Below are 24,462 nucleotides of genomic sequence, written 5' to 3'. Positions count from 1 at the left end.
GTGATGTCACAAGGTTTTTACACTAGCTTGGGTAAAAATACCGCGAATACTCTCGATTCTGCCTTGTCTGATTTGCCTGGGCGGCCTAGTGTGGCAAACTTCGTTCCACCTTTTGAATACTGAAATGTACTCATAACAACAATAATGGAGTGACTTAATGACAGCCCAAGCAAATTGGACCAGCCGGGCGCTGGACAAAATAGAGAAGGTCGGCAATAAGCTGCCCGACCCTGCGGTAATATTCCTGCTCAGCCTGGTTATTGTCTGGGTGTTATCCGCCTTACTGGCCAATATGAGTTTTGATGCCCTTGATCCACGTACCGGAAAAAACATTGAAGTTCAAAACCTGTTAACCGGGGCCAGCCTGGCTGACTTTATGTCGCGTATGGTAACCATCTTTACTAGCTTCGCCCCCTTGGGTGTGGTACTGGTGTCTATGTTGGGGATTGGGGTCGCCGAGCATTCGGGCTTTATCAACGCCGGTTTAAAGCGGATGTTGGATTCCACGCCTAAGTTTTTGCTTACGCCTTCTATTATCTTGGTTGCGATTGTTAGTCATACGGCAACGGATGCAGGCTATGTGTTGGTTATTCCGCTGGCTGGTGTGATTTTTTATGCTATGGGTCGTCATCCATTGGCGGGTATTGCTGCAGCCTTTGCCGGGGTAAGTGGCGGCTTCGCGGCCAACTTTGTCCCGTCGGCTATCGATCCCTTACTACAAAGCTTCACCCAAAGCGCAGCCCATATTATTGACCCTGGCTTGCAGATAAACCCCCTGAATAACTGGTTCTTTACCAGTGCCTCCAGCTTACTGATTATCTGTATTGGCTGGTATTTGACCGACAGAGTGATTGAACCTCGCTTGCAAGCCACGCCGGTGGACGGCGATCCAAAGGAAATTCCAAAGTTTGATGAACTGAGTGATAAAGATCGCAAAGCGTTGCGCGCGGCAACCCTGGTAATGCTCGCAGGTATTGGTTTGCTGGTGGCAGTATTGTGGCCGGTTGACTCGCCACTGCGTGCGCCTGACGGTGATTTGGCATCGTTTTCTGCGCCTGTTATGCGCAGTATCGTACCGCTGATCTTCCTGCTGTTTATTATCCCCGGTGTGGTGTATGGCCTAGTGGCTGGTACTTTTAAGTCCAGCCGTGACATTATCGGTGCAATGAGCAAATCCATGGGCAGTATGAGCTATTACATTGTGATGGCGTTCTTCTGTGCCTTGTTTATCGATGCGTTTGGTAAGTCCAATTTGGGCGCCTTATTGGCCATTGAAGGGGCGCAGGTTCTGCAAACATTACAGTTGCCTTCCATGGTGACCATAGTGGGCCTAATTTTCCTGACGGCCTTTGTTAATCTGTTTGTTGGCTCGTCTTCAGCGAAATGGGCGCTGCTGGGGCCGATTTTCGTGCCTATGTTGATGCAACTTGGTATTTCGCCAGACCTGACTCAAGCCGCGTACCGTGTGGGTGATTCATCGTCTAACATCATTACGCCTCTGATGCCTTATTTCCCGCTGGTGGTGGTGTATTGCCAGCGCTATGTTAAAGACACGGGGATTGGCACAGTACTGTCACTGATGCTGCCATTCTCCATTTGCATTATTCTGCTTTGGACCGTGTTCCTGCTGATCTACTGGGGACTGGGACTGCCGTTGGGACTGCAATCCAGTTATGTTTACCCGGCCCTTTAATCGCCATTCTCTGCGGGGCCTGATGTGAATCACCCCGCTGACTTTACTCGCCTGTTGCATCAGCTGTTGCAACAGGCACCTAACGGGCTGAGTGAGTACGAGTTAATCGGCCTGTTGAAATCTGAAAGTCACGCAATATTCAGCCCGGATTTGAGTCTGTCGGACCCCCTGGTGATGTTTCAAACTCACTTTGTGTTATTTCATCAGCTATATCAGTTGCGCAATCAACTGCGTACCCGTGAAGAAGCGGAGCTGACCATCAGTGCCATGCGTATTCAGTTACAGCCCTATCAACCGCGCCGGGCTGATATTACCGCCCACGATGGCTTGGCAGCCTATTATCTGAACTGGGACAATTTCAAGCAGACATCCGAAGCGGACGTTACCAGTTTGCTGGCGGACTTTTGGCTGCGTATGCGCGGTGTGCTGTCGTCTGAAGAGCGAAGCGCGGCATTGGCAGTGTTGGAATTGGATGAGAAGGCCGATATGCCGACGATTCGTCGCCAGTACCGACGGCTGATGCATTTACATCATCCCGATAAGGGCGGCGACCACCATTATTGCCAGCAGCTCAGTGATGCTTATCGTAAGCTAACCTGAAGCGGGTTGTTGGTAGTACGGACAGACTCTGGCCCCGGTTGAGCCGATGGGGCCAGGGCCTTCACAGCTTGCTCCAGGTTATCGGATGCCAGCCTGACGGCATTGGAAACATCGGTGCGCTCAGATAGGGCAATATAGGCTTTTGATGAATCAACCACTTGCGCCGTGCAGATATTCATTTCAACCAGCACAGCGGATTGAGCTTCGGCGGCTTGATTCAGGTCACTGACCACAGATTCAATACCACTTACATCTTCTACCAGTGCATTTAGCCGTTGCAGGGCAGATTTAGCCTCATCGGCATTAATGATGCATTGCTCTCGCCCTTGGGACATAGCGTTGACGGCATGGGCGGCGCCTTGCTGAAAACTACTTAGGATACTTTGGATATCCGAGGTGGAGTGTTGAGTTTTGAGGGCTAAGGAGCGGACTTCATCGGCGACCACGGCGAACCCGCGCCCATGCTCACCGGCCCGGGCTGCTTCAATAGCAGCATTTAGCGCTAGCAAATTGGTTTGGTCGGCAATTTCATTGATAACTCGCACAACGCGGGTGATATCGGCGCTTTTGTTCTGCAGTTCTTCGATGAGTTGACTGGTTTGTTCGGTATCTGACACTAAGCGCTCAAAGCCTTTATTGGCATTATCGAAGATATGAAAGCACAGGTCGGCATTGTGTTTGGCCTGATTGCTCGAGTCTGACACCTTCTGGGTCACATTTTGCAATTTAGTGACTATTTGATTGAGATTCTCCATCCCTTGCTGTAACTGCCATGACACTGATTGCTGATTATGGGCGCCTTGGCTAATGATATGGCTGACCTCCTGAAGTGCATTGAAGGAATGATTAACCTCATGTTTTGCCTGCTCAAGCAGGCTCAGGGTTGATTGCATTTTACCTTGCATATGCCGGGTTGCTTCCGCCAAGGCACCGAGCTCATGATGGCTTTGGTAAGGGATAGGGGAGTCATAGCGACAGTGCATTAAGTCCTTTACCCCGACGGTAATGGACTTGGTAGGACGGATCACCTGTTGGCGAAGCACAAACATCACTAAGGCAACGGTTGCAAAGGTGAGCAGCAGGCTGAGTAGTAAGATGGATTGGATCGCCGCATTTGCACCACTTTTCATTTCTGCCAGCTCTGTTCTGGCTAATTCGGCAATTTTATCTTCCAGGCTGGTTAATCGGGCCGCCGGCTCTCTATCCATACCTTTAACGACCTTATCACCCAACGTTGGTTCAAAATTCCCTGCAACAAACTGGGTAAGACCGTTGCGGTATTGTGCCGCCATGGTTTGGTGCGCAGAACGGAAGGCTTGAATGTCAGTGACGATCTGGGCTGGTAACTGATGATGATGTTCCAGGTCTTCCAGTTGCTGTTGAATCTGAGTTTCGTGCTTTACAAAACTGTTCCAGTACTTATCCAGACTTTTGGGGTCATGGCCCCGCAACAACACGTTTTTCCATTCTTGTACTTGTGTTTTGAAGCCCACCAGGATAGCCGATGTCTGTCTTTCCGCTGACAAGGTGTTGTGTTGCATATTTTCAAATGAATGGATGATGCGCTGGGTTTGGTACAGTGATGCCATGTTCAGGGCAAATAACACCATCAAACCAAACAGAACGGGGAGGGAGATGATCAGACTGAGCTTTTTCAAGAGCGTAATCTCTTTAACACCGGAGGCATTTGGATGCCAGCAAGAACACCGGAGGCATTTGGATGCCAGCAAGCTTAATGATGTCAGATGACAAATTAATGACGAAGCAGGGGCTGGGAGAGAGGAAAAACCTGACGTTTTACTGCACGTTAGCGGTTCTTATGAATCTTGTCTTGTAACTGAATTTATAAAATGTTAAAAAGTCAATCGAAACGAAATTAAAGTAAAGTCATGAAAGTAAATAAAATATTACACCCTCTTTTTAAGACCTCCCGATACCGCTAATCTTTTCGGTTTTGATGCTATTGTGGCGTCATATTTCTTCTACAATTTGTAAACTCATTCATACAGGTAGTGCTCCTCATGTTAAAAGATTCCATCCATAACGTTCACGTTTCCGGTGAACAAGTCCTGATTACCCCCGATGCCCTGGCCAGAGAAATGCCGGTCAGCGAACGTGCTCTTGAGGTGATTGCTCAGTCGCGCGCAACTATTGCAGACATTATTCACCGTCGTGATCATCGCTTACTGGTGGTGTGTGGACCTTGTTCCATTCATGATATTGATGCGGCCAAAGAATATGCGCTCAAGCTTAAACAATTGCATGAAGAGACCAAGGACACCCTGTATATCGTTATGCGTGTTTATTTTGAAAAGCCGCGTACTACGGTAGGTTGGAAAGGTCTGATTAACGATCCACATTTGGATGGCACCTTTGATATTGAGGCGGGCTTGCGTAAAGCCAGAGAGTTATTAATCTGGTTGTCCGAGTTAGAACTTCCTGTGGCAACCGAGGCGTTGGATCCCATCAGCCCTCAATATCTGGCAGAGTTGTTTGCCTGGTCGGCCATTGGTGCACGTACCTCAGAATCCCAGACTCACCGTGAAATGGCCAGTGGTTTGTCGATGCCAGTCGGCTTTAAAAACGGCACAGATGGTAGTCTGGGTATTGCAATCAACGCCTTGCAGTCGGCCGCATCGGGTCACAACTTTATGGGGATTAATAAGCAGGGCCAGGTAGCCATTATTCAAACCCAGGGTAATCCCGATGGCCATATCATTCTGCGTGGTGGTAAGCAGCCTAACTATGACTCGGTATGCGTGTCTGAATGTGAACAGCAATTGCAAGCAGCCAAACTCAGCGCCGGATTAGTGGTAGACTGCAGCCACGCGAATTCAAACAAAGATTATCGCCGCCAGCCGCTGGTCGCGGCTAATGTGATGAATCAGATTCTGGAAGGTAACCAGTCTATTATCGGTATTATGCTGGAAAGCCATTTGAATGCCGGTAATCAAAACAGCGATGGAAAGAAGCCCACCGAGCTTGACTACGGGGTGTCTATTACCGATGGCTGCATTGACTGGGCTAGTACCGATAAGCTGCTCAAGCAGACCAGGGAAAAGCTAATTACCGTATTGCCAATGCGTATGAAGAAACTCAAACAAGCGAGCTAAGCATGAGTGAGCACGCAGATCCTCTGGCGCCGCTGCGCCAACAAATTGATGCTCTGGACAGTCAGCTGGTTGAGCTACTGGTTAAACGCTTGGCCATTACGCGCCAGGTGGGTGAGATCAAAAGTCAGGTAGGTTTACCAATCTACGTACCCAGCCGCGAGGCTGAACTGTTAGCCAAGCGTCGAGCTGAAGCCGAAGCCCTGGGATTGTCCCCGGCATTGGTTGAAGATCTGCTGCGCAGGATCATGCGTGAATCCTATCAGACCCAACATCAACGCTATCGTTGTTGCAATCCCGAACTTGGCAAGGTAGTGGTGATTGGTGGCGGTGGCGCGCTGGGTAGTGTGTTTGTGGATATGTTTCGTCTCAGTGGCTATGAGGTGGCTATTCTCGAACAGGAAGACTGGCCACATGCCGACGCGCTCTTTAAGGGAGCCGGGCTGGTGCTGGTATCGGTACCAATGAAACTGACCGAAACGGTCATTAGCAAGTTGTCGGGGCTGCCTGAAAATTGCCTGTTGGCCGATATTACCAGCACTAAATCAGGTCCCCTGCAGGCCATGCTGGAGGTGCATCAAGGACCTGTATTGGGCTTACATCCCATGTTTGGTCCTGATGTGTCCAGCTTGGTGAAGCAAGTGATTGTGGTGTGTCATGGCCGCTATCCAGCGCGTTATGAGTGGCTGCTTGAGCAGATGCGCAGTTGGGGAGCTATTTTGAATGAAAGCACCGCGCAGGAACATGACGATGCCATGGCGTTTATTCAGGTCATGCGACACTTCTGTACTTATGTGTATGGCTCTCATCTGGCGGGTGAAAATCCGGACTTGGACAAGCTGATTCAATTCAGCTCGCCAATATACAGGCTGGAGTTAGCGATGGTGGGACGGTTATTTGCCCAGTCTCCCAATCTGTACGCGGATATTATTTTCAGTAACAAACAAAGTCTGCCTTTATTGAGACGTTTTCGCGATCATTTGGATCAGGCGCTTGCCACCTTGGAAGCCGGCGATAAGGCGACCTTTATCAAGGACTTTTTCCATATTGGCCAATGGTTTGGTGATTTTGCTAAGAAAAGTTTGGTGGAAAGTAAGAAGCTCTTGCTTAAAGCCAATGATGATCGCAGTTAGTGTTAAATAGGCGTGTCGTGACGACACGCCGTATTCTCTCTTTCCTCTCTGTATTGCCCCGCAGTTTTGTTTCAAAAAAGATAAAAGTGGCTGATTTATCATGCTGATGCTTTTATTTTCCGGCGTTAGAACTGGCATAGAACGCGCCCCTGACCTATTTTGTAAACGCCATGTTTAAAACAAAAGGAACAACAGATGCCGTTGGTTGAAGATAACAAGTGCGATTTAGTCTTGTATACCAACCCCTGGTCGCGCGGGCAAATAGTGCGTTGGATGCTTGAAGAAACTGGCGTGGCTTATCGTCAAGTCGTATTGAATTATGGCGAGCAAATGAAAACGCCAGCGTATTTGGCGATCAACCCTATGGGGAAAGTACCCACCTTAGTGCATGAAGGGAAGGTAGTGACGGAGTGTCCTGCTATTTGCGCCTATCTTGCTGATACCTTTCCTGAAGCAGCATTGGCGCCGCCTTTTTATGACAGGGCGGCTTACTATCGCTGGTTGTTTTTTGCTGCTGGGCCACTTGAAGCGGCAATAGTGAATCGCTTGCTTAAGGTGGAGGTGGATGAAGACCAGCAAAAAATGGTGGGTTACGGTAGCTATGATAAGGCCGTGGCTGTGCTGGCCGATGCGGTGTCTTCTGCTCCCTATCTGCTCGGTGAGCAGTTTACGGCTGCAGACGTTTATGTGGGCTCTCATGTTATATGGGGAATGCAATTTGAAAGCCTACCCAAGCGCCCTGAATTTGAACGTTATGCCAAGCGCTTAATGGAACGTCCTGCCTTTTTGGCAGCGAAAGCGATTGATGACCGGCTTGGCGAGGCGCTTAAAAACGCTGCCCAGGCATAACCTTGTGTTTGATACTAAGGTTGTGACCGGGGCCACAACCTTATAAGGGCCTAACCCTGTAGAGCGTCTGCAGCAGCTACGCGGGTGGGTGTGACTTCTTCGCTGGGATAGCAGCCGAGTACTTTCAAGGAACGGGTGATACCGTGCAATTGTTCGATAGCGGTCTGCATGGGACCGTCCTGTAGATTGGCTTCCACATCAATGTAAAACATTTCTTCCCAAGGATTGCCGTTGATCGGCCGTGACTCCAGCTTAGTCATATTAATTTGGTTATCGCGCAATACCAGCAGGGCTTCCACTAGGGCGCCAGGTTTTTGCACTGTACTCATTACCAAGGTGGTCTTGGCTGGAATTTGCAGCGGCACATTCACCGGCTTTCTGGCGACGACAATAAAGCGGCTGTGGTTTTCTTTCTGGTTGGCCAGATTGGACTTAATTGGGGTCAAACCATATAACGCTCCACCAGGAGCGCTGCCTATGGCAGCGATGCTTGGGTCTTGCATCTCAGACACTTTCAACATGGCGGCAGAGGTACTATCGGTGGGCTTAACCTCAATATTACCCAGCTCCGCTAAAAAGTGGCTACATTGGGAGAATACCTGAGGGTGGGCATACAGGGTCTTAAGCTTACTGATATCGGTATCACAGGCGACCAGCAGCGCATGTTCAACCGGGTGGGTTAGCTCGCCGATAATAGACAGACTGGTATGTTGCAGTACGTCAAATACTTCATTGATACTGCCGGAAGAGGTGTTTTCAATGGGGAGTACCGCATAGTCGGCTTCGCCGGTTTCCACCTTGTGGATAATGGCATCGAAGCTGGGACAGCCGATTTCCATCAGTTCACCGGGACGGCGCGAGAAGTACTTTTGCGTCGCCAGGTAGCTGTAGGAGCCTTTGTCACCCAAAAACGCCACGCGATTTAGCGGTTGCGCGTTGTCAGGATTTGCCTTTTGGGCCAGCAACATTTGTTGATTAAGCACAGAGTCTTCGATAATCACATGGAACAGGGACGTGACATATTGTGGTGTCAATCCTAGTGGCTGACCTTGTTTGATGAGTTTAATCAGCAACTGTTCTTCACGTACCGGATCCCTAACCTGCATATGTGCTTTAATCTTGGTTTCTGCCACCTGATTGGTGAATTGCTGGCGCTTGGCGAGCAGGCCCAATAACTCGGCGTCCAATGCACTAATCTGCTGTCTGATTTGTTCCAGTTGTGCCTGATAGTCTGTCATCTGTGGTTCCTGTTGCTGATAAAAGGGATACTCATGATCCAAAAAAAAACCTCCCTGGTGGGAGGTTTTCTGAATTCGACTTTCGCGCAGCCAACTACCTCCCGGATTCAGGTAAGGTAAAAAAGTGCGCAAAAGAAAAAATATTCGTTTTCATGAGCTTGAATGTAAGGGGGCAGTGGCCCCCTTGTCAACCCCCAATTGGTTGCAGGCTAAGGTGGTAGCGGCCAGGGCCCGGCAATAATCCGGTTGGCTGACCACTGCGCCAGGCTTCATGACCTAGACCAAAATAAGGGGAGAGCGGGTGGCCGGCCTGACTGGACGGCATGTGAAAGATGGCTTTGTCTTCATGACCAGGAGCAACCACCAAGCGTTGCGACGCGCCGGAGCTGCTTTGTGCCACGCGCGGCATAAAACTGTCGCCAGCCAGTGATTCTTTGGGCATATCCGTCAATTTGCCCAACATGGGAACGAAGGCACTGAGGGGGTGACGAATATCTACCGCATTGAACTGACCCCAGGTCAGGGTACGCCAGTCACCAAAATCCTTGTCCAGCTTGGCCAAGGTGTCGGTCAGCGCAGCATTAAATAATTCCTGCCAGCTGTCAAAATCACTGGGTACTAAGTTAGCCGGTTGCTGGCTGACCATTTCCCACAGTGGCGCTTCCATCTGATTGCGTACCGCATTGAAGTTAAAGCGCGCCGAGTGTTCTAACATTATGCGGTTAAGATCCTGATAAACCTTATTCCTTACATTCAGGCGAAACTGGCGTACTAACAGGTAGCCTAAGTCGTGCTCCGAGGCGCTGGCGGTCCAGTTTTGCAAGGCTTCTTTCACTAAGGCTTTTTGTGGGTGTTGGCTGACAGGTAATACGCTACTGAGCATAAAGTCACGCCAAGGGGCCAGAAACAAAGCTCTGTCATCAAGCTGGATATCCAGCAAGTCTTGCTCGTTGAAACTGTCCTTGGCTCGCAGGCCGTCGCGGATTTGTTGATTGCGGGCGCCAAGCGCATAGCCGCCATCACCAATTTTTTCATACATCTGGCCGCCGACTACCCGAGAGTTGGCGGTCCACAACCTGTGATCGGCGGGATTAATTACTTTGGGATAATCCTGTGGGTCACGATAACCTGCCCAGCCGGCACTGCCATCGCTCCAGTCAGCAATATAGCGACCATCAAAGCCAAAGCGGATGGGCATGGGACCGGAAATGGTCCAGCCTATATTACCGGCACTGTCGGCCATCATCAGATTCTGGGCCGGCATACCGGCGGTGGCACCAACGGCAGCGCCTTGCCCCACATCTTGGGCCACTTCTAAACCAATGAGATTAAGGTTGGCGCCTTGGCTATCGTGCGCAACCCAGCGCAGTGCCAGTGGCATACCGTTTTCATCCTCAGAAACTACTGGCCCCCAAATGGTTTCTTTTATCTCAATGGTCTGGGTTGGTGCACCTTTAATCTCTATGTCCTGACTGACATAGTTAAACGCCTGGTAGCCAGCAGGGGTAAGATACTGATCGCCTGTGTCGTTCAGTTTAAGCCGGATAAGATCGCTCCAGTCACCGTAGCTGTTGGTAAAGCCCCAGGCCAGTTTGCCATTACTGCCCACTACCATCAGCGGCGTGCCGGGTAATGTCACGCCGGTTACTTGATGAGTGTGGCCGTTTTGTTGCCAGTTAAACTGCGCTTTAAACCAGATGTTCGGTACACGTAAACCTAAATGCATATCATCGGCCAGGATCCCGGCCTGATAAGGGCTCAGTGCACCGCCAACAGCCCAGTTATTACTGCCGATAGTGCGGTCTTCCGGTTGATTGTCCAACATGACTAATTGCTGATTAGTGGAAGATGGCCAGGCACTGGCTGGCAGCGGATTGGTGGGGCGCAGGCTGTCATCTATAGGGGCATCCCACTGGCTACCCTCTGGATGCAAAAATGCGTACAGGTCTGCTGGCAAATGCGTTTTCATCAGACTCAGGCTAAAGTCGCGCCGTCCGTCATGGTGCTGTAAATCCAGATACATGCTGTAAAGCGCCAGCATAGTATCGCTGGCTTGCCATTTGGCCGGCGTTACTCCTAGCAGGTAGTATTCGAACGAGTGGGCGCCGAGTTGCGTCAGCCCATGATTGACGCCCGCCGTATAGGCCTGAATGATCTGGCGATGCTCTGTGGGCATGCTGGACAGGATTCGCTCGGCGCGATCTCTAAAGCGGTGCAGACGGATTTCTTTATCTCGATTCAGCGCGACTTCACCGAATAAGGCTGAGAGCTCTCCGGCGGAATTGCGCCTTAGCAAATCCATCTGAAAAAAACGCTCCTGGCCATGCACAAAACCCACCGCTCTGGCCAGATCCAGTCGACTTTGAGCCTTGAATACCGCCATGCCACCCTCGTCCCGTGTTACCTCGACGCTTTCCTGCAAGTCTGGCACGGTGCGCTGGCCATCCAGTTGCGGCAGACTGGCACGCAGTAGCAAATATCCACCGAGTAAAGCGAGTAAAATAAGGCTTAGCAGGCCCAGAAGCGTCAGTTTGAGGTAGCGGGATGTCGTCGATTGCATGACGTAATTCCTTGTTTTTTAGACCATCTTACGGCTATGCCTGAATAAATTGAAGAGGTCGGACAAGAATCGTTTTAATGGCTATAAAAAAACCGGCCACTGGCCGGTTTTCACTGTTCGCTACTGCCCTAGTAATGAGCTTAGCATCTTACGCACTTCGGCTGACTCAAAAGGTTTGTCACAGAGCGCATTCACGCCGGTCTGCTGGATATTACTCATATGGGCGCTGTTGGCCTCTGAAGTCACCATGATAATGGGAATATGCGCCGTATCAGGGTTATAGCGCACAAACTCAGACAGCTCCCGACCGTCCATCTCCGGCATATTGTAGTCGGTAACTAATAAATCAAAGGCGTGATCTTTTAGGAAGGTTAACGCCATAGCACCGTTTTCTGCCTCGGTAATCTTCTTCAGACCCATATTTTCCAACACCCGGCGGATGTGGTTTCGGGCCATGCGGCTGTCATCAACCAACAGTACGCGGACTTCCTGAATATCAAATAGTTCGAGTTCTAATTCTTCGGCGTTAAGTAAATCCAGTGTGGCATTTAGCGCGCGGGTTAAATGGAGCGGTTCAAAGGGTTTAGGCAAAATGGCCACAACACCGGCTTGTTTAAATTCTTCCAGCTTGGCGGGTCTGAATTCACTGGATACCAGCATAAAGGCGATAGAAGAAGTTTTGTCGTCCTGTTTGATGGTCTTGAGTAGATCTAAGCCTGTGCCGTCTTCGAAGTACATGGCACTGACCACCAGATCAATGCCGTGTTTATGAATATGTTCCAGTGCGGACTGTACGTTTCCGGCAGTTTCAATTCGGCCGATTTGTTCCTTAGCCAGCATAGCACTGATGATTTTGCGTTGGGTATCAGAAGGTTCAACCAGCAAAATACTCAGCTCGCTGCGGGAAATATGCTCCATTTGGGATCCTCAGTGACGATGTCTAGACGAAAGGCGGTTAGCCTCCGGCAAGCTTAACCTGAAAGCCTTTCTTTTCAAGCAATGCTTTTATCTTGTCACGATTATCACCCTGTATCTCTATTACTCCGTCTTTAACCGTGCCACCTGTGCCACAGACTTTCTTCAGATCGCTGCATAGCTGCTTGATCTCGCTTTCGTCCATTTGCATACCATAGACGGTGGTCACCCCTTTACCTTTGCGGCCTTTAGTTTCGCGTTTAATACGAATAATGCCGTCACCTTTAGGGGCTTGTTTTTCCGGCTTAGGGTCGGCAATACGGCCGGAGGCGGTGGAATACACCAGAGGGTTGTCGCTCATAGTCAGATTCTTGCTGCTGATTTGATGGGGCGATCTTAACCAACCTGGGCCACTTTGCCCAGACGCTTGATGGACTGATGTTGGCGGTGACCAACCTTGGCCTGCATTGGGGCTTCGGCTAGAATGCGCGGCACTTATAGTGGGCCGCTCGCGCCCTTTTGTCAGGATATACAAATGACCGATTTTATTCTTCGTCAGGCCGTTGCCCAGGATCTTGAGGCATTAACCGCCTTTAATCAGGCCATGGCGCTTGAAACCGAAAACAAGACCCTGGAAGCACAGACGCTACGTCAGGGGGTTAACGGCATTCTGCAGCATCCCCATTATGGCTTTTATCTGGTAGCTGAGCGTGAAGGTGAAATTGTCGGTAGCCTGGCGGTAACTTATGAATGGAGTGACTGGCGTAACAGCTTGTTTTGGTGGATCCAGAGCGTATACGTAGTGCCAGCCGCCAGGCGTCAGGGCATTTACTCCGCGCTTTATCATAAGGTGCAGGATATGGCTAAAGAGCAGGGCAATGTATGTGGCTTCCGCTTGTATGTGGAAAAGGAGAATCTTGTCGCTCAGGCAACATACCAGAAGCTAGGCATGCAGGAATGCCAGTATTTTATGTACCAGAGCAAAGCCTAGGGCAGCAGGCCTGGGATAGATGCGGTCAAGATAAAGCAAGAGGCGGTAGATAACAGTTGTTGTTATTGAGAACTGTTATCAAAAAGGATAAAGTATTGACCTTATCCTACGGCGAATCGGCCGCTTGATCTTCGTAAGAGGGAAATTATGCTCAAACCTGTTTCTATCCTAGCGCTATTGTTGTCTGCAGCGACCGCTGTCCAGGCGGCGCAAGAAGTGAATGTTTATTCTGCCCGCAAGGAAGCCCTGATTAAGCCCGTGCTGGATGATTTCACCAAGCAAACCGGTATTCAGGTTAATCTTATTACTGGCAATGCTGATACCTTGCTGTCCCGTATTGCCACAGAAGGGCAGTTCAGCCCGGCTGATTTGTTGGTGACCACCGATGTTGGCCGTCTGCAATGGGCCAAAGAGTCTGGCTTACTGCAAGGTGCCCAGGCCAACGAGCAATTAGCACAATGGGTACCAGAAAACCTGCGTGATCAGGATAATCAGTGGTTCGCTCTGACTAAACGCGCCAGGCCTATTATGTATGCCATTGACCGGGTTAAGCCCGAAGAGCTTAATCGCCTGGAGGATCTGACTGACGCCAAATGGAGAGGACGAGTTTGCGTGCGCTCATCCACTAACATTTATAACCAGTCAATGGTGTCGGCGCTGATCGAGCAAATAGGTGAACCAGCTACCCTGGAATGGGCTAAAGGCTTAGTAAAGAACTTTGCCCGCCCGCCCAAAGGTGGTGATCGCGACCAAATAAAAGCTGTAGCAGCCGGACAATGTGATATTGCCATTGCTAACACTTATTATCTGGCTGGCATGTTAAAAGACGCCGACCAGTCGCAAGTGGAAGCGGCGAAAAAAGTGAAGGTATTCTGGCCTAACCAGGCCGATCGAGGCGCCCACGTGAATATCTCCGGAGCGGCCGTGACCAAGCATGCCCCCAATGCCGACAATGCCAACAAGTTACTGGTATTTATGCTCGGCAAAGACGCCCAGCAATGGTACGCCGAACATAACGGTGAATACCCGGTGCGCAGCGATGTGAATATCAGCGAAGTGCTCAAAGGCTTCGGTGAATTTAAAGCCGAGTCTATTCCTCTGGAAAAAGTGGGTGCACGTAACACCGACGCACTGATGCTGATGAATCACGCTGGTTGGAAGTAACAGATAAAACAGGGATAATGCGCGCCCACGCAGTTTAGAGGCAGAGCAAGGTTTGGCAATACTGAGATCATCCGGCCGTATCAGTGGTTGGCGAAGCATTACCTTGACGGCGTCCTTGTTGCTGGCGCTACCTATTCTGCTGGTGGTATTGAGCCTTAGTCAGCCGCAATGGCAAGTTTGGCAGCACCTGGTGGATACGGTGCTGCTGGATTATGTGCTCAACAGTTTGTTGCTGGCGTTTGGCGTGGGACTGGGGGCTATGCTGCTGGGCACCGCGCTAGCCTGGATTTGTCACCATTATCAGTTTCCTGGGCGCAGTTGGTTCGAATGGCTGTTGCTGCTCCCGCTGGCGATCCCTGCTTATATTATTGCCTACTGTTACACCGGCTTGTTGGATTTTGCCGGGCCGCTGCAAACCACATTACGTGAATGGTTTGACTGGGGTTACGGCGACTATTGGTTTCCAGAAATCCGTTCCTTGGGCGGTGCCATTGTCATGCTGATTCTGGTGTTGTACCCCTATGTCTTTATGCTGGCCAGAAATGCCTTTCGTGACCAGTCGCAAAGTTTGCTGGAAGCCAGTCGCAGCATGGGGCTGACACCTCAGCAGTATTTTTTGAAGGTGGCCGTGCCCATGGCCCGGCCCGCCATTTTAAGCGGTACGGCATTAGCCATGATGGAAGCCTTTGCTGATTTCGGCACCGTTGAGTATTTTGGTGTCAGTACCTTTACCACCGGCATTTTCCGCACCTGGTTTGGCATGGGCAATCATCTGGCTGCTGCGCAGTTATCTGCATTACTGATGTTATTTGTTATGGGGCTGGTTTTGTGGGAACAGTACTCACGACGTAAAATTCAGTATTACTATCAGGGACATAAACGTCAGGTACAGAGGCGCACTAAACCGGCGCGGCTGACAGGCTGGTTGTTGTTTGCCTTGTGTAGTTTGGTTCTGGCTCTGGGGTTCTTATTGCCGCTGGCGATGTTATTGCACTGGGCCTGGCTAACCGGCCCTGAGCAGCTTGATGCCCGTTTCTGGCAACTAGCCTGGAATAGTTTTTCATTGGCATTGATGGCGGCGCTGCTGATTTTGTTGCTAGCCATGTTGTTTGCCTATGCTAAGCGGCTGAAAAGCGACCCCTTTATCAATGCGCCGGTGACGGTGGCCAAGTTGGGGTATGCTTTACCGGGGACGGTCATCGCGGTGGGCACTATGGTGCCGTTGGCCTGGTTTGATAAATCGCTGGACGCGGTATTGCAGGCCTGGCTAGGTATCAGTACCGGCCTATTACTCTCAGGCACAGTGTTTGCGTTATTGTTTGCCTATTCGGTGCGCTTTTTGGCCGTGAGTTTACATCAAGTGGAAACGGGGCTTGCCCGAGTTAAGCCGAGCATGGATATGGCGGGGCGAAGCCTTGGCTTAAGCCCGACCGGGGTATTCACCAAGGTGCATTTACCTATTCTTAGGGCCAGTCTGCTCAGCGCCGTGTTGTTGGTATTTGTGGATGTACTAAAGGAATTGCCAGCTACTTTGATTTTACGTCCATTTAATTTCGATACGCTGGCGATCCGTACTTATGAATTGGCCTCCGATGAGCGCCTGTCTGATGCCGCAGCCCCGGCGCTGCTGATCTTACTGGCCGGTCTGGCACCGGTTATATTGTTGTCCAGGGCCATCAATAAGGAAACGGCATAATGTTGCAACTTGACCAGGTGGCCATTAGTTATGGCAGCAATAAAGTGGTGCAGGGCTTTGATTTACTCCTGCAAAGCGGGGAGATTGGCTGTTTATTAGGGGCCTCTGGCTGCGGTAAAACATCTGTGCTGCGTGCTATTGCCGGGTTTGAACCTGTAAGTGAAGGAACGATTCACTTGCATCAACAAACGGTGAGCCGTGCCGGTTTTGGTGTCGCGCCGGAAAAACGCAAAATTGGCATGGTTTTTCAGGATTTTGCCTTGTTTCCTCACTTAACCGTGGCAGAAAATATTGCTTTTGGCATCCGTCGCTTACCTAAAACTCAGCAGCGTCAACGAGTTGATACCCTGCTGGCCTTGGTAGAACTGCAAGGATTGGGCGAGCGCTATAGTCATGCTTTATCCGGTGGTCAGCAGCAACGGGTAGCCCTGGCCAGAGCCCTGGCGCCACAGCCGGATTTACTGCTTTTGGATGAACCTTTCTCCAGCCTGGATACCGAGCTGCGAGGCAGCCTGGCTACTCAGGTTCGACAAATTCTTAAACAACAAGGCATCACTGCTTTATTGGTGACCCATGATAAATCAGAAGCCTTCAGCATGGCCGATCAGTTAGGGGTGATGGATAAGGGCAGACTCTTGCAATGGGGCAGTCCTGCCACGTTATTCAGTCAGCCTGCCTGCTTGGATGTAGCCGATTTTATTGGTAAAGGGGCGGTGGTGAAGGTGCAGTATCTGGGGGATGGACAAATATCCGGTGATATTGGTCATTGGCCATTAAGTGACCGTCTTAATCTTGATGCCGGAGTGCCGTTAAGTTTACTGCTCAGACCACATCAGGTTAAGCCTGACAATAGTTCTGCACTAAAGGCCAAGGTACTGCGCCAGATATTCAGAGGTGCCGATTACTTATATGAATTGCAATTGTCCGGCGGTGAGCAACTGCTGAGCAGTACCTCATTGGATTGTGAATTGAGGGTCGGGGAAAGCCTCGGCTTGTCGCTGGATATGACCAATCCACTGCTTTTTGTTGCGGCCGATGGCCACAGTGTATCCCGGGAGTTGTAATGAAAACTTACCTTGCTGTCTTCACCCTTTTACTGATGTCCTTAAGCGCTCAGGTGCAAGCCTGGGGGGAGAAGGGCCATCGCACCGTGGGCCTGTTGGCCTACGCCCAGTTAAGTCCGGCGGCGCAGAAAAAAGTCGATGCACTGCTAAAACACAAAGGGTTTAAGGATATTGGTGAAGCCTCGGTATGGGCTGACAAAATACGTGAACAAAAGTTGCCTGCCTATGCCCACACCGGCCCCTGGCACTATGTTAATCTGCCGCGCGATGCGGAGGTCTTTGATATGTCCAGGGATTGTTCGCGCCCCTGCATTGTCAGCGTATTACAAGATATGCAGCTTCAGCTCCAGGACAGTGACAAAGATCAACAGGCTGAAGCATTAGCCTTTGTTGTGCACCTGGTCGGCGATATACATCAGCCCATGCATGTCAGTTTTGCCGATGACAAAGGCGGCAACACCACTAAGGTGAAGATTAAGGGCGACGAAGTCAGCTTACACTATTACTGGGACGGGGTGGTGCTAAGAGGCTTACCACGCTCCGAGCAACTGGCAGCCAGATTAATGGCTGAAGCTGACAACGAACAGCGCCGCCAATGGCGGGCAGCCCCGCTCAAGCAGTGGCTGGCCGAGTCATATCAATTGACCCGACAGGTCTATGCCAATCAATCCAAGGTATTGGATGCGGCCCAACTGCAACGAGATCAAGCCTTGGCGCTTAAGCGTTTGCAAGTTGCCGGGGCCCGTTTGGCGGCCTTACTTGAGAGGCAATTAGGTCACTAATGGAACCAGTACAAAACAGACGAGTCCTATCTGATAGCAGAGTGTTAAGGCGATAACTATGTTGAAACAGTTTAAGCATTGGTTACAGGAAACCTTGGTTGTGACGCGTGACAGTGGCATCCAATTGCAATTGGATCTGGCCACGGCTGTTTTGTATATGGAAGTCATCCGGGCTGATCAGCAACTGGATCCCCAGGAGAGAAAATTAATGCAGGACTTACTGCAAAGCGAGTTTAATCTTGGTCACTCAGACATCCAGGCGCTGTTACAAACATCAGAGCAGCAAGCAGAACAAGCACCGGATCTGGTCAGTTTCACCCGTGTACTGAATCAGCAATGCGGGGCGGAGCAGAAAGCTCGTATCATGGAAAACCTGTGGCAGCTGGCCTACGCAGATGGGCGCTTAGATAGTCACGAAGAGCATATTATCCGTCGCATTGCCGACTTACTTTATATTCCTCATAGCCAGTTTATTCAGGCTAAGCTCAAGGCGCAGGATTAATCTGTTTCGGCCATTCGCCAGGTAGACCAACTGCCAGCCAAGCCCATCAGGCCGAGAAAGAAAATAACCGCACTAACCGAGAAGCTAGCCAGTAGGGCGGTGATGCCTCCCATCAGCAGTAAAATGCTACCAATAACGGTGTTGCTGACCGAGACGTAATCTGTGCGTTTTATCCCGCCGGCCATATTGACCAGGTAGGTCTGTCTGCCGATTCGCACGCCTTCATGGGCGACGGATAAACTCAAATAAAACAAAGCATATAACCACACAGGTGCGTCATTGGACTGTAGCTCGGTGCCCCATACCGCCAGGCAGCTTAAGGCAGCAAAAACACCACCGAGCAACATTACCCGACGACTGGACTGGTCTGCCATAAGTCCCCATACGCTGGCAGAGATACCCGCTGCCAGGCTGCTAGCCAATAAAAAGAGGGCAAAGGTGCTGCTTTGTGTCTGTTTGGCTTGCGCCAGTAGCAACATAAATGGCGCGGATAAGGCCGAGCCCATTAGCAGGGCTCTGGAAAGCAAAAAATGGCGGAATTTGCGATCCCGACAGATCAGTTGCCAGGCATGGCTCAATGCTGAAGATTGGTTGTCGCCGGGCTGTCTGTTTTCCCCTGGAGGCTCCTGTACGGCCCAAAACAGCATCCCGGCCAGCCACCAAAGCAAACCTGCCAGCAGGAGTAATGCAAGGTACATGGTTGTGCTGACAGAGGATGCATCAATAAAAAATACCAGGCTGACGGCAAATGTCAGTACTCCCGCTATGCTGGCGGCAAAGCCGGATAGTCGCCCTCGCTGTTTTTTGGCGATCACTTTACCTTGCATATCTTTAATAGTGACCGAGCACAGTGCGCGGGCCAGACTAAATAACACCAACAGCGCTAATACCGTATAGCCGGCAGTATCACCTGACAAAAGCCAAAGGGCTGCGGCCATGCCTAGCACTGTCAGCCCTTGGATAAAGGCCCCTAGTTGCCAAAGCCCTTTACGATAAACAAAGCGGTTTACCCAAGTGCCAATGGCAATTTGTGGGATCATCGAGCCAGACTCGCGAATGGGTACCAGCAAAGAGATTAATACCGGGGAGACACCGACGGCGCCAAGTAACCAGGTCAAAACAATTTTGGGGGAGGCGAGTAAATCCCCAAGTTTGGTCAATACCAGTACGGCACAGAGCAGCCTGAAATGCTGTGTACTGTGATTTTTCCGCGTATCTACTTTTTTTCGTACCGGTTTAACTGGCGAATTCATCCCCATTTTCACTCATCCATAGACACCCGATTACGGCCATTGGATTTGGCTTGGTAAAGGCGTTGATCTGCCCGTTGCAACAAGGCTTTAGGGCTTTGTCTGTGGCCGGGGATCATGCTGGACACACCCACACTAATGGTTAAAAAGTAAGGCTTATCATCAATCATAGCGGGCTGGCTGGCGATAGCTTTACACATTTGCTCGGCAAGCGGGGCTGCGGCCTCTAAGCTGGTGTTAGGCAACACCACGGCAAATTCTTCTCCTCCGTAACGGGCCACTAAATCGGTTGAGCGATGCAGTTGTGCGGCCAGTTGCTCAGCCACCTGAATTAATGCCTGGTCACCCGCCGGATGGCCATACTTGTCGTTGAAGGCTTTAAAATGATCAATATCGATTAACATCAATGACAAAGGTTGTTGTTCACGTTTTGCCATCAGCCACTGCTGGTTAAAATGCTGGTCAAAGGCACGCCGGTTAGCAATATCTGTGAGGCTATCCTGCGTGGATAACTGTTGCAGCTTATCGTTCGCTGCCTGTAGCTCTCGTGTACGCCGGATAACGCGGTTTTCCAGCTCATCAATGGACTCTGCCAGCTTATCACTCAGGTGCGCCATGCTGGCCGATAACGAGCGTACCTCGCGAATGGGACTGTTCTTAAAGCTATCTTGTTGCAGCGCATTTAACGCGCGGCTGTTGGCCAACTGCGAAATGTTTTCAATGGGCCGTGCAATTAGGCCTCCCAGCAAGGCACCGCACAGTGCCAGCAATACTAAGATCATCAGCATTAATCCCAGTGCCTGGCGCGTCGTTTTCATGGTCTTGCCGACGAATTCCTGCTCAGGCAGTAAAACCCCTAATTGCCAATGCAGGCCATGACCAAGATCGATACGGCGAATATTGGCCAGATACCGTTGCCCCTGTACGTCCAGAATGTGACTGAACGGCTGGATATTGTGCTGACTAACTTCACGCAGCAAGGCGCTAGGGTGGGAGGCCAGATTGAGACGTACCGACGGTGTGTCTGGGTCGACAAAAGGTATGGCGGTGGATGACGTAGCGATTAGCTTTCCCTCGGCATCGGCCAGATAAGCTATTCCTGCATTGCCTAATGGAATATGGGCAATAAACTCACTGATTTCTGCAAGCGCCATGTCCACACCGCAAACGGCAATCACCTTGCCCTGGGCATCTGTTACCGCTAACGACATACTGATACCAAAGTCTGGTAAACCCACATAGCGGTGAATTGACCCCCAGGCCAATTGCCCTGGCTCGCGCAGCGCCGCCTGCATGTATGGGCGCTGACGCGGGTCGTATGCCGTTAACGCTGAGGTGCGATGTCCTATACTGCCATTGGGGTTAGGGGCATAAGAGGCCAGGGTTAACTCACCATCAAGAAAATTGCTGGCAATATTAGTTTGTCCATTTGAGGCAGGGGCTCGAGCACCATTAATATAACGTCCGTCGGGGAGTGCCACAGAAATAAACGTCATATGTTCTGATTGCTGAATTTGGGTATAAAGCCAAGGCGCCATGTTAACAGGCTGCTGAATATCAAGGCGTCCGCTGCGTATTCCTTGCGCATTGAGCTCGAGGATCGCCGGTAGGCGTTGTGTTAGCAGTTTTATCTGGTTTTCCAGCCGCTCACTGCGTTCTTGAGCTATCTGCTGGCCAAACGCCCGTCCTGTGTCCAGGCTGTTATGTAAAGAGATACCACCAATTAGCATGGCTGCAATCAGAAACAGCAAAGTAGTGGGGATTATAATCAGCAGCCTGAGCGGCAGTGCGCCAGTCCTGCTCATTTCGTGATTCCGTTCATACAACAGTGTAATACCATGAACTAAGATTTTGTTATCTAATGGAATTGGTATTTTCCAAAAGGACTATCTGCTAATGTTACGGCAAGTTGCACATAACTCGAAGCGCTTTGGTTTATATCAAACCATTGTGCTTTGCCGGGTGACAAAATAGGTCGCATATCGCCCTGGTATTCAAGGAGTTACACATGTATACCGCATTGCCGAACCGACCGGACTGGCAAACTTTATTGAAATCCGGTAACCGTATCTTTCTCGGTTCCCACGCCGCAGTGCCTAATGCGCTGCTTGATGATTTGATTGCCAATGCCCAGGGCCTGCATGATATCGAGATCGTGCATATCCTGACCCTGGCCGACCATCGCTGGGTCGAGCCGAAATTCAATGACCTGTTTAAGGTGAATACCTTTTTTATTGGCGGCGATAAAATGCGCGCCGCCGTGTCCGAAGGTCGTGCAGATTATACACCTTGTTTTTTGTCTGAGGTGTCGAGTTTATTTGAAACCGATATTTTACCTCTTGATGCGGCACTGATTATGGTGGGGCCGCCGGATAAATTCGGCTATTGCTCACTGGGCGTATCGGTGGATGTGGTGCAAGCTGCGGTGCGCAAAGCCAAATATGTTATCGCCCAAATCAACCCCTTGATGCCGCGCACCAGTGGTGACTCTTTTGTGCATGTATCGCAGTTGAGTGCAAGTATCGAACGCCAACAGGAATTGCCGGAAATGCCGGATGTTGAGCCAGATCCCGTGACTGAACGTATAGGTCAGTATGTGTCGATGCTGGTGGAAGACGGAGCAACCTTACAACTTGGAATCGGCAAGATCCCCAATGCGGTGCTGCAATACCTGCAACATCATAAAAATTTGGGGGTGCATAGTGAGTTGATTACCGATGGGGTCATCGATTTAATTAAAAAAGGGGTGATCAACAACCGCAAGAAAACCTTTCATCCCGGTAAAACAGTCACCAGCTTCTGCCTGGGCAGCAAGCGGCTTTACGATTTTGTTGACGGTAATCCGCATGTGGAATTTTACCCCAGTAGTTACGTCAATTCGCCGGTCAATATTTCCCGTAACAATAAGATGGTGGCCATTAACAGTGCCATTGAAGTGGATCTGACCGGTCAGGTGGTTGCGGACTCCATTGGTTATCAGTTTTATAGCGGCATAGGCGGGCAAGTGGACTTTATTCGCGGTGCGGCCATCAGCCCCGGCGGTAAGCCGATTATTGCGTTACCTTCCACGGCTAAGAACGGCAAGGTGTCACGTATTGTGCCGCATATTACCCAGGGAAGCGGTGTGGTTACGTCTCGCGGGCATGTGCATTATGTGGTCACTGAGTTTGGTGTAGCGTCTTTAAAAGGCCGCAGTATTCGTGAGCGGGCCTTGGAGCTGATCCGGGTGGCGCATCCGAAGTTTAGGGCGCAGTTGCTTGAGCAGGTGCGCAAGCATTATTGGGTGCCGCATTACCAGAAGGATTACCCACGAGAAGTGCCTGAGCTTGGCAAAATCAGTGTGAAAACTCTGATAATAGACGGCGCAAGTTTTGATTTGCGGCCGTTGAACCCGGCTGATGAAAGGCGTTTACAAGAGTTTTTCTATTCACACACCAAAGAAACGCTGTTCTATCGCTATAACTATTACCCTACCCAGATGACCAGAGAAAAGTCCTGCAGTCTGGTCAGTGTGGATCAAAGCCGTGACCTGGCCTTGTGTATTGTCAGGCAATACGGCTCGGTATCAGAAATTCAGGCGGTAGGGCGATATTATCTGAACGAAGATGGCACCAGCTGTGAAGTGGCCTTTGTTACCCGGGAGAAGTATCACGGTAAAGGTATGGCACGTCAGTTGCTGGCTGAGATGATCAGTATTGCCAATAAGCGGGGCCTGGATTCTATGCAAGCTTATGTTCGTTCTGACAATAAAAACATGTTGCGGGTGTTTGAAAGTGCCAACTTCAAACGTCAGCCCGCCGAAGACCCGGGAGAAGTGATGTTGAAACTGTCGTTAAAGGCTGACTCATGAGCTTTGTATTTATCAGTCATCCGGCGTGTGCGCTGCACGATGTGGGGGACGAACATCCAGAATCACCGGAGCGTCTGGATGCCATCAACGACAGGTTGATTGCATCCGGGCTGGATTATTCCATTCTGCGTGCAGAAGCTGCTAAGGCCACCCGCAAGCAGCTGTATCTGGCCCATGATAAAACCTACGTAGATAAATTGTTTGCCTGCACCCCAAAAGAAGGCAAGGTGCAATTGGACGATGACACCACCATGATGCCACGTAGCCTGGAAGCGGCCTTATATGCCGCCGGGGCGAATGTGATGGCGGTAGATATGTTAATGCAGGATAAGGCGGGCCAGGCGTTTTGTGCAGTGCGCCCGCCGGGTCATCATGCGGAGCGGGACAAAGCCATGGGCTTTTGCTTGTTTAACAATATTGCCGTGGCGGCGCATTGGGCCATGCATAAATATAAGCTCGAACGTATCGCCATTGTGGACTTTGATGTACACCACGGTAATGGCACCGAAGATATTTTCTTTGACGACGAGCGGGTGCTGTTTTGCTCATCGTATGAATATCCCTTCTATCCCTTTAATGTAGGGCCAGGTAATGCGCACATTTTAAATATGCCTTTACCGCCAGGCACAGACGGTGACGGTTTTCGTGAAGCGGTGATCAATCAGTGGCTGGACAAGATTGATGCCTTTGCACCGCAACTTATTTTGATCTCCGCCGGTTTTGATGGCCACTACGAAGACGATATGGCGCATTTTCGTCTGGTGGAGACCGACTACGATTGGATCACCCGCGAATTAAAGCAGATTGCCAACAAGCATTGTAACGGCAAAATGCTTTCCACCCTGGAAGGGGGCTATGCCATGAGCGCCTTGGGCCGCAGTGTGACAGTGCATATTAAGGCGATGATGGAGTGACGGACCACCTTGGTCGCCGTCCGGGTGACAAGTAGCGGTGTCTGCACCGTCAATTTATGCCACCTTGACACAAGAACTTTTGCTGTCAGGGGAAAATAATGAATGGGTTTGGAGGGGGACTGTGCTAGCAGTGGCTAAGTGATAGGGCGTA

General features: G+C 50.5%; 20 protein-coding genes. 13 read left to right on the top strand and 7 right to left on the bottom strand.

The features are described 5' to 3' along the window. Positions 1-157 precede the first annotated feature (157 nt). The gene (locus IEX02_RS19790) at positions 158-1,693 is read left to right on the top strand and encodes an AbgT family transporter (RefSeq protein WP_188699190.1); all 1,536 of its coding nucleotides are present in this window, start codon (positions 158-160) and stop codon (positions 1,691-1,693) included. Positions 1,694-1,717: 24 nt separating this feature from the next. Then, positions 1,718-2,293, top strand: coding sequence for a DNA-J related domain-containing protein (locus IEX02_RS19785; protein WP_188699189.1), 576 nt, complete (start codon positions 1,718-1,720; stop codon positions 2,291-2,293). On the opposite strand, the gene IEX02_RS19780 is transcribed toward IEX02_RS19785, so the two are convergent. Then, a complete protein-coding gene (locus tag IEX02_RS19780; RefSeq protein ID WP_188699188.1) occupies positions 2,275-3,951 on the bottom strand; it encodes a methyl-accepting chemotaxis protein in 1,677 nt (558 codons plus the stop codon). The genes IEX02_RS19785 and IEX02_RS19780 overlap by 19 nt on opposite strands. Before the next feature lie 363 nt (positions 3,952-4,314). On the opposite strand from IEX02_RS19780, the gene IEX02_RS19775 reads away from it, so the two are divergent. The 3 genes from IEX02_RS19775 to IEX02_RS19765 all read left to right on the top strand — a co-directional run bounded on the left by IEX02_RS19775 (position 4,315) and on the right by IEX02_RS19765 (position 7,385). Beyond that, a complete protein-coding gene (locus tag IEX02_RS19775) occupies positions 4,315-5,406 on the top strand; it encodes a 3-deoxy-7-phosphoheptulonate synthase (protein ID WP_188699187.1) in 1,092 nt (363 codons plus the stop codon). A gap of 2 nt (positions 5,407-5,408) precedes the next feature. Next, on the top strand, positions 5,409-6,536 hold the full coding sequence (gene tyrA, locus IEX02_RS19770) for a bifunctional chorismate mutase/prephenate dehydrogenase (RefSeq protein ID WP_188699186.1): 1,128 nt from the start codon (positions 5,409-5,411) through the stop codon (positions 6,534-6,536). 195 nt (positions 6,537-6,731) lie between these two features. After that, the gene (locus tag IEX02_RS19765; protein WP_188699185.1) at positions 6,732-7,385 is read left to right on the top strand and encodes a glutathione S-transferase family protein; all 654 of its coding nucleotides are present in this window, start codon (positions 6,732-6,734) and stop codon (positions 7,383-7,385) included. A 50-nt stretch (positions 7,386-7,435) separates the two neighbouring features. On the opposite strand, the gene pheA is transcribed toward IEX02_RS19765, so the two are convergent. The 4 genes from pheA to yciH form a co-directional block, all read right to left on the bottom strand. Continuing rightward, complete coding sequence (gene pheA / locus IEX02_RS19760) at positions 7,436-8,623, bottom strand: prephenate dehydratase (protein WP_188699217.1); 1,188 nt, start codon at positions 8,621-8,623, stop codon at positions 7,436-7,438. A 187-nt stretch (positions 8,624-8,810) separates the two neighbouring features. Continuing rightward, positions 8,811-11,183, bottom strand: coding sequence for a penicillin acylase family protein (locus tag IEX02_RS19755; RefSeq protein WP_188699184.1), 2,373 nt, complete (start codon positions 11,181-11,183; stop codon positions 8,811-8,813). Positions 11,184-11,303: 120 nt separating this feature from the next. Next, positions 11,304-12,101 carry a response regulator gene (locus IEX02_RS19750; RefSeq protein ID WP_188699183.1) on the bottom strand — a complete coding sequence of 266 codons (798 nt, stop codon included), beginning with the start codon at positions 12,099-12,101 and terminating at the stop codon, positions 11,304-11,306. A 37-nt stretch (positions 12,102-12,138) separates the two neighbouring features. Next, complete coding sequence (gene yciH, locus IEX02_RS19745) at positions 12,139-12,459, bottom strand: stress response translation initiation inhibitor YciH (RefSeq protein ID WP_188699182.1); 321 nt, start codon at positions 12,457-12,459, stop codon at positions 12,139-12,141. Between the two features lie 174 nt (positions 12,460-12,633). On the opposite strand from yciH, the gene IEX02_RS19740 reads away from it, so the two are divergent. From IEX02_RS19740 to IEX02_RS19715, 6 genes are all read left to right on the top strand, one after another. After that, positions 12,634-13,089 (top strand): GNAT family N-acetyltransferase, encoded by a 456-nt coding sequence (locus IEX02_RS19740; protein WP_188699181.1) that lies wholly within the window; start codon positions 12,634-12,636, stop codon positions 13,087-13,089. Positions 13,090-13,236: 147 nt separating this feature from the next. Next, positions 13,237-14,253: a Fe(3+) ABC transporter substrate-binding protein gene (locus IEX02_RS19735; RefSeq protein ID WP_188699180.1), complete on the top strand. Its 1,017-nt coding sequence runs from the start codon at positions 13,237-13,239 to the stop codon at positions 14,251-14,253. Between the two features lie 61 nt (positions 14,254-14,314). Further along, entirely contained in the window at positions 14,315-15,949 is a 1,635-nt protein-coding gene (locus IEX02_RS19730) for an ABC transporter permease (protein WP_188699216.1), read from the top strand. Beyond that, positions 15,949-17,013: an ABC transporter ATP-binding protein gene (locus IEX02_RS19725; protein ID WP_188699179.1), complete on the top strand. Its 1,065-nt coding sequence runs from the start codon at positions 15,949-15,951 to the stop codon at positions 17,011-17,013. Before IEX02_RS19730 ends, IEX02_RS19725 begins: the two co-directional genes overlap by 1 nt. Then, positions 17,013-17,795, top strand: coding sequence for a S1/P1 nuclease (locus IEX02_RS19720; RefSeq protein ID WP_188699178.1), 783 nt, complete (start codon positions 17,013-17,015; stop codon positions 17,793-17,795). The genes IEX02_RS19725 and IEX02_RS19720 overlap by 1 nt, the downstream gene beginning before the upstream one ends. A 58-nt stretch (positions 17,796-17,853) precedes the next feature. After that, entirely contained in the window at positions 17,854-18,297 is a 444-nt protein-coding gene (locus tag IEX02_RS19715) for a tellurite resistance TerB family protein (protein WP_188699177.1), read from the top strand. On the opposite strand, the gene IEX02_RS19710 is transcribed toward IEX02_RS19715, so the two are convergent. Together IEX02_RS19710 and IEX02_RS19705 are read right to left on the bottom strand one after the other, a co-directional pair. Then, complete coding sequence (locus tag IEX02_RS19710; RefSeq protein ID WP_188699176.1) at positions 18,294-19,550, bottom strand: MFS transporter; 1,257 nt, start codon at positions 19,548-19,550, stop codon at positions 18,294-18,296. The two genes, IEX02_RS19715 and IEX02_RS19710, sit on opposite strands and share 4 nt — an antisense overlap. Before the next feature lie 8 nt (positions 19,551-19,558). Then, positions 19,559-21,352: a sensor domain-containing diguanylate cyclase gene (locus IEX02_RS19705; RefSeq protein WP_188699175.1), complete on the bottom strand. Its 1,794-nt coding sequence runs from the start codon at positions 21,350-21,352 to the stop codon at positions 19,559-19,561. 203 nt (positions 21,353-21,555) lie between these two features. On the opposite strand from IEX02_RS19705, the gene IEX02_RS19700 reads away from it, so the two are divergent. Together IEX02_RS19700 and IEX02_RS19695 are read left to right on the top strand one after the other, a co-directional pair. Next, the gene (locus IEX02_RS19700; RefSeq protein WP_188699174.1) at positions 21,556-23,397 is read left to right on the top strand and encodes a GNAT family N-acetyltransferase; all 1,842 of its coding nucleotides are present in this window, start codon (positions 21,556-21,558) and stop codon (positions 23,395-23,397) included. Then, positions 23,394-24,311: a histone deacetylase family protein gene (locus IEX02_RS19695; RefSeq protein ID WP_188699173.1), complete on the top strand. Its 918-nt coding sequence runs from the start codon at positions 23,394-23,396 to the stop codon at positions 24,309-24,311. Before IEX02_RS19700 ends, IEX02_RS19695 begins: the two co-directional genes overlap by 4 nt. Positions 24,312-24,462: the final 151 nt, after the last annotated feature.

This window comes from Bowmanella pacifica, assembly GCF_014645355.1.
GTDB classification, from domain to species: domain Bacteria; phylum Pseudomonadota; class Gammaproteobacteria; order Enterobacterales; family Alteromonadaceae; genus Bowmanella; species Bowmanella pacifica.
The sequence above is the reverse complement of the archived record's forward strand: the minus strand, read 5'-3'. Positions and strand labels throughout refer to the sequence as shown.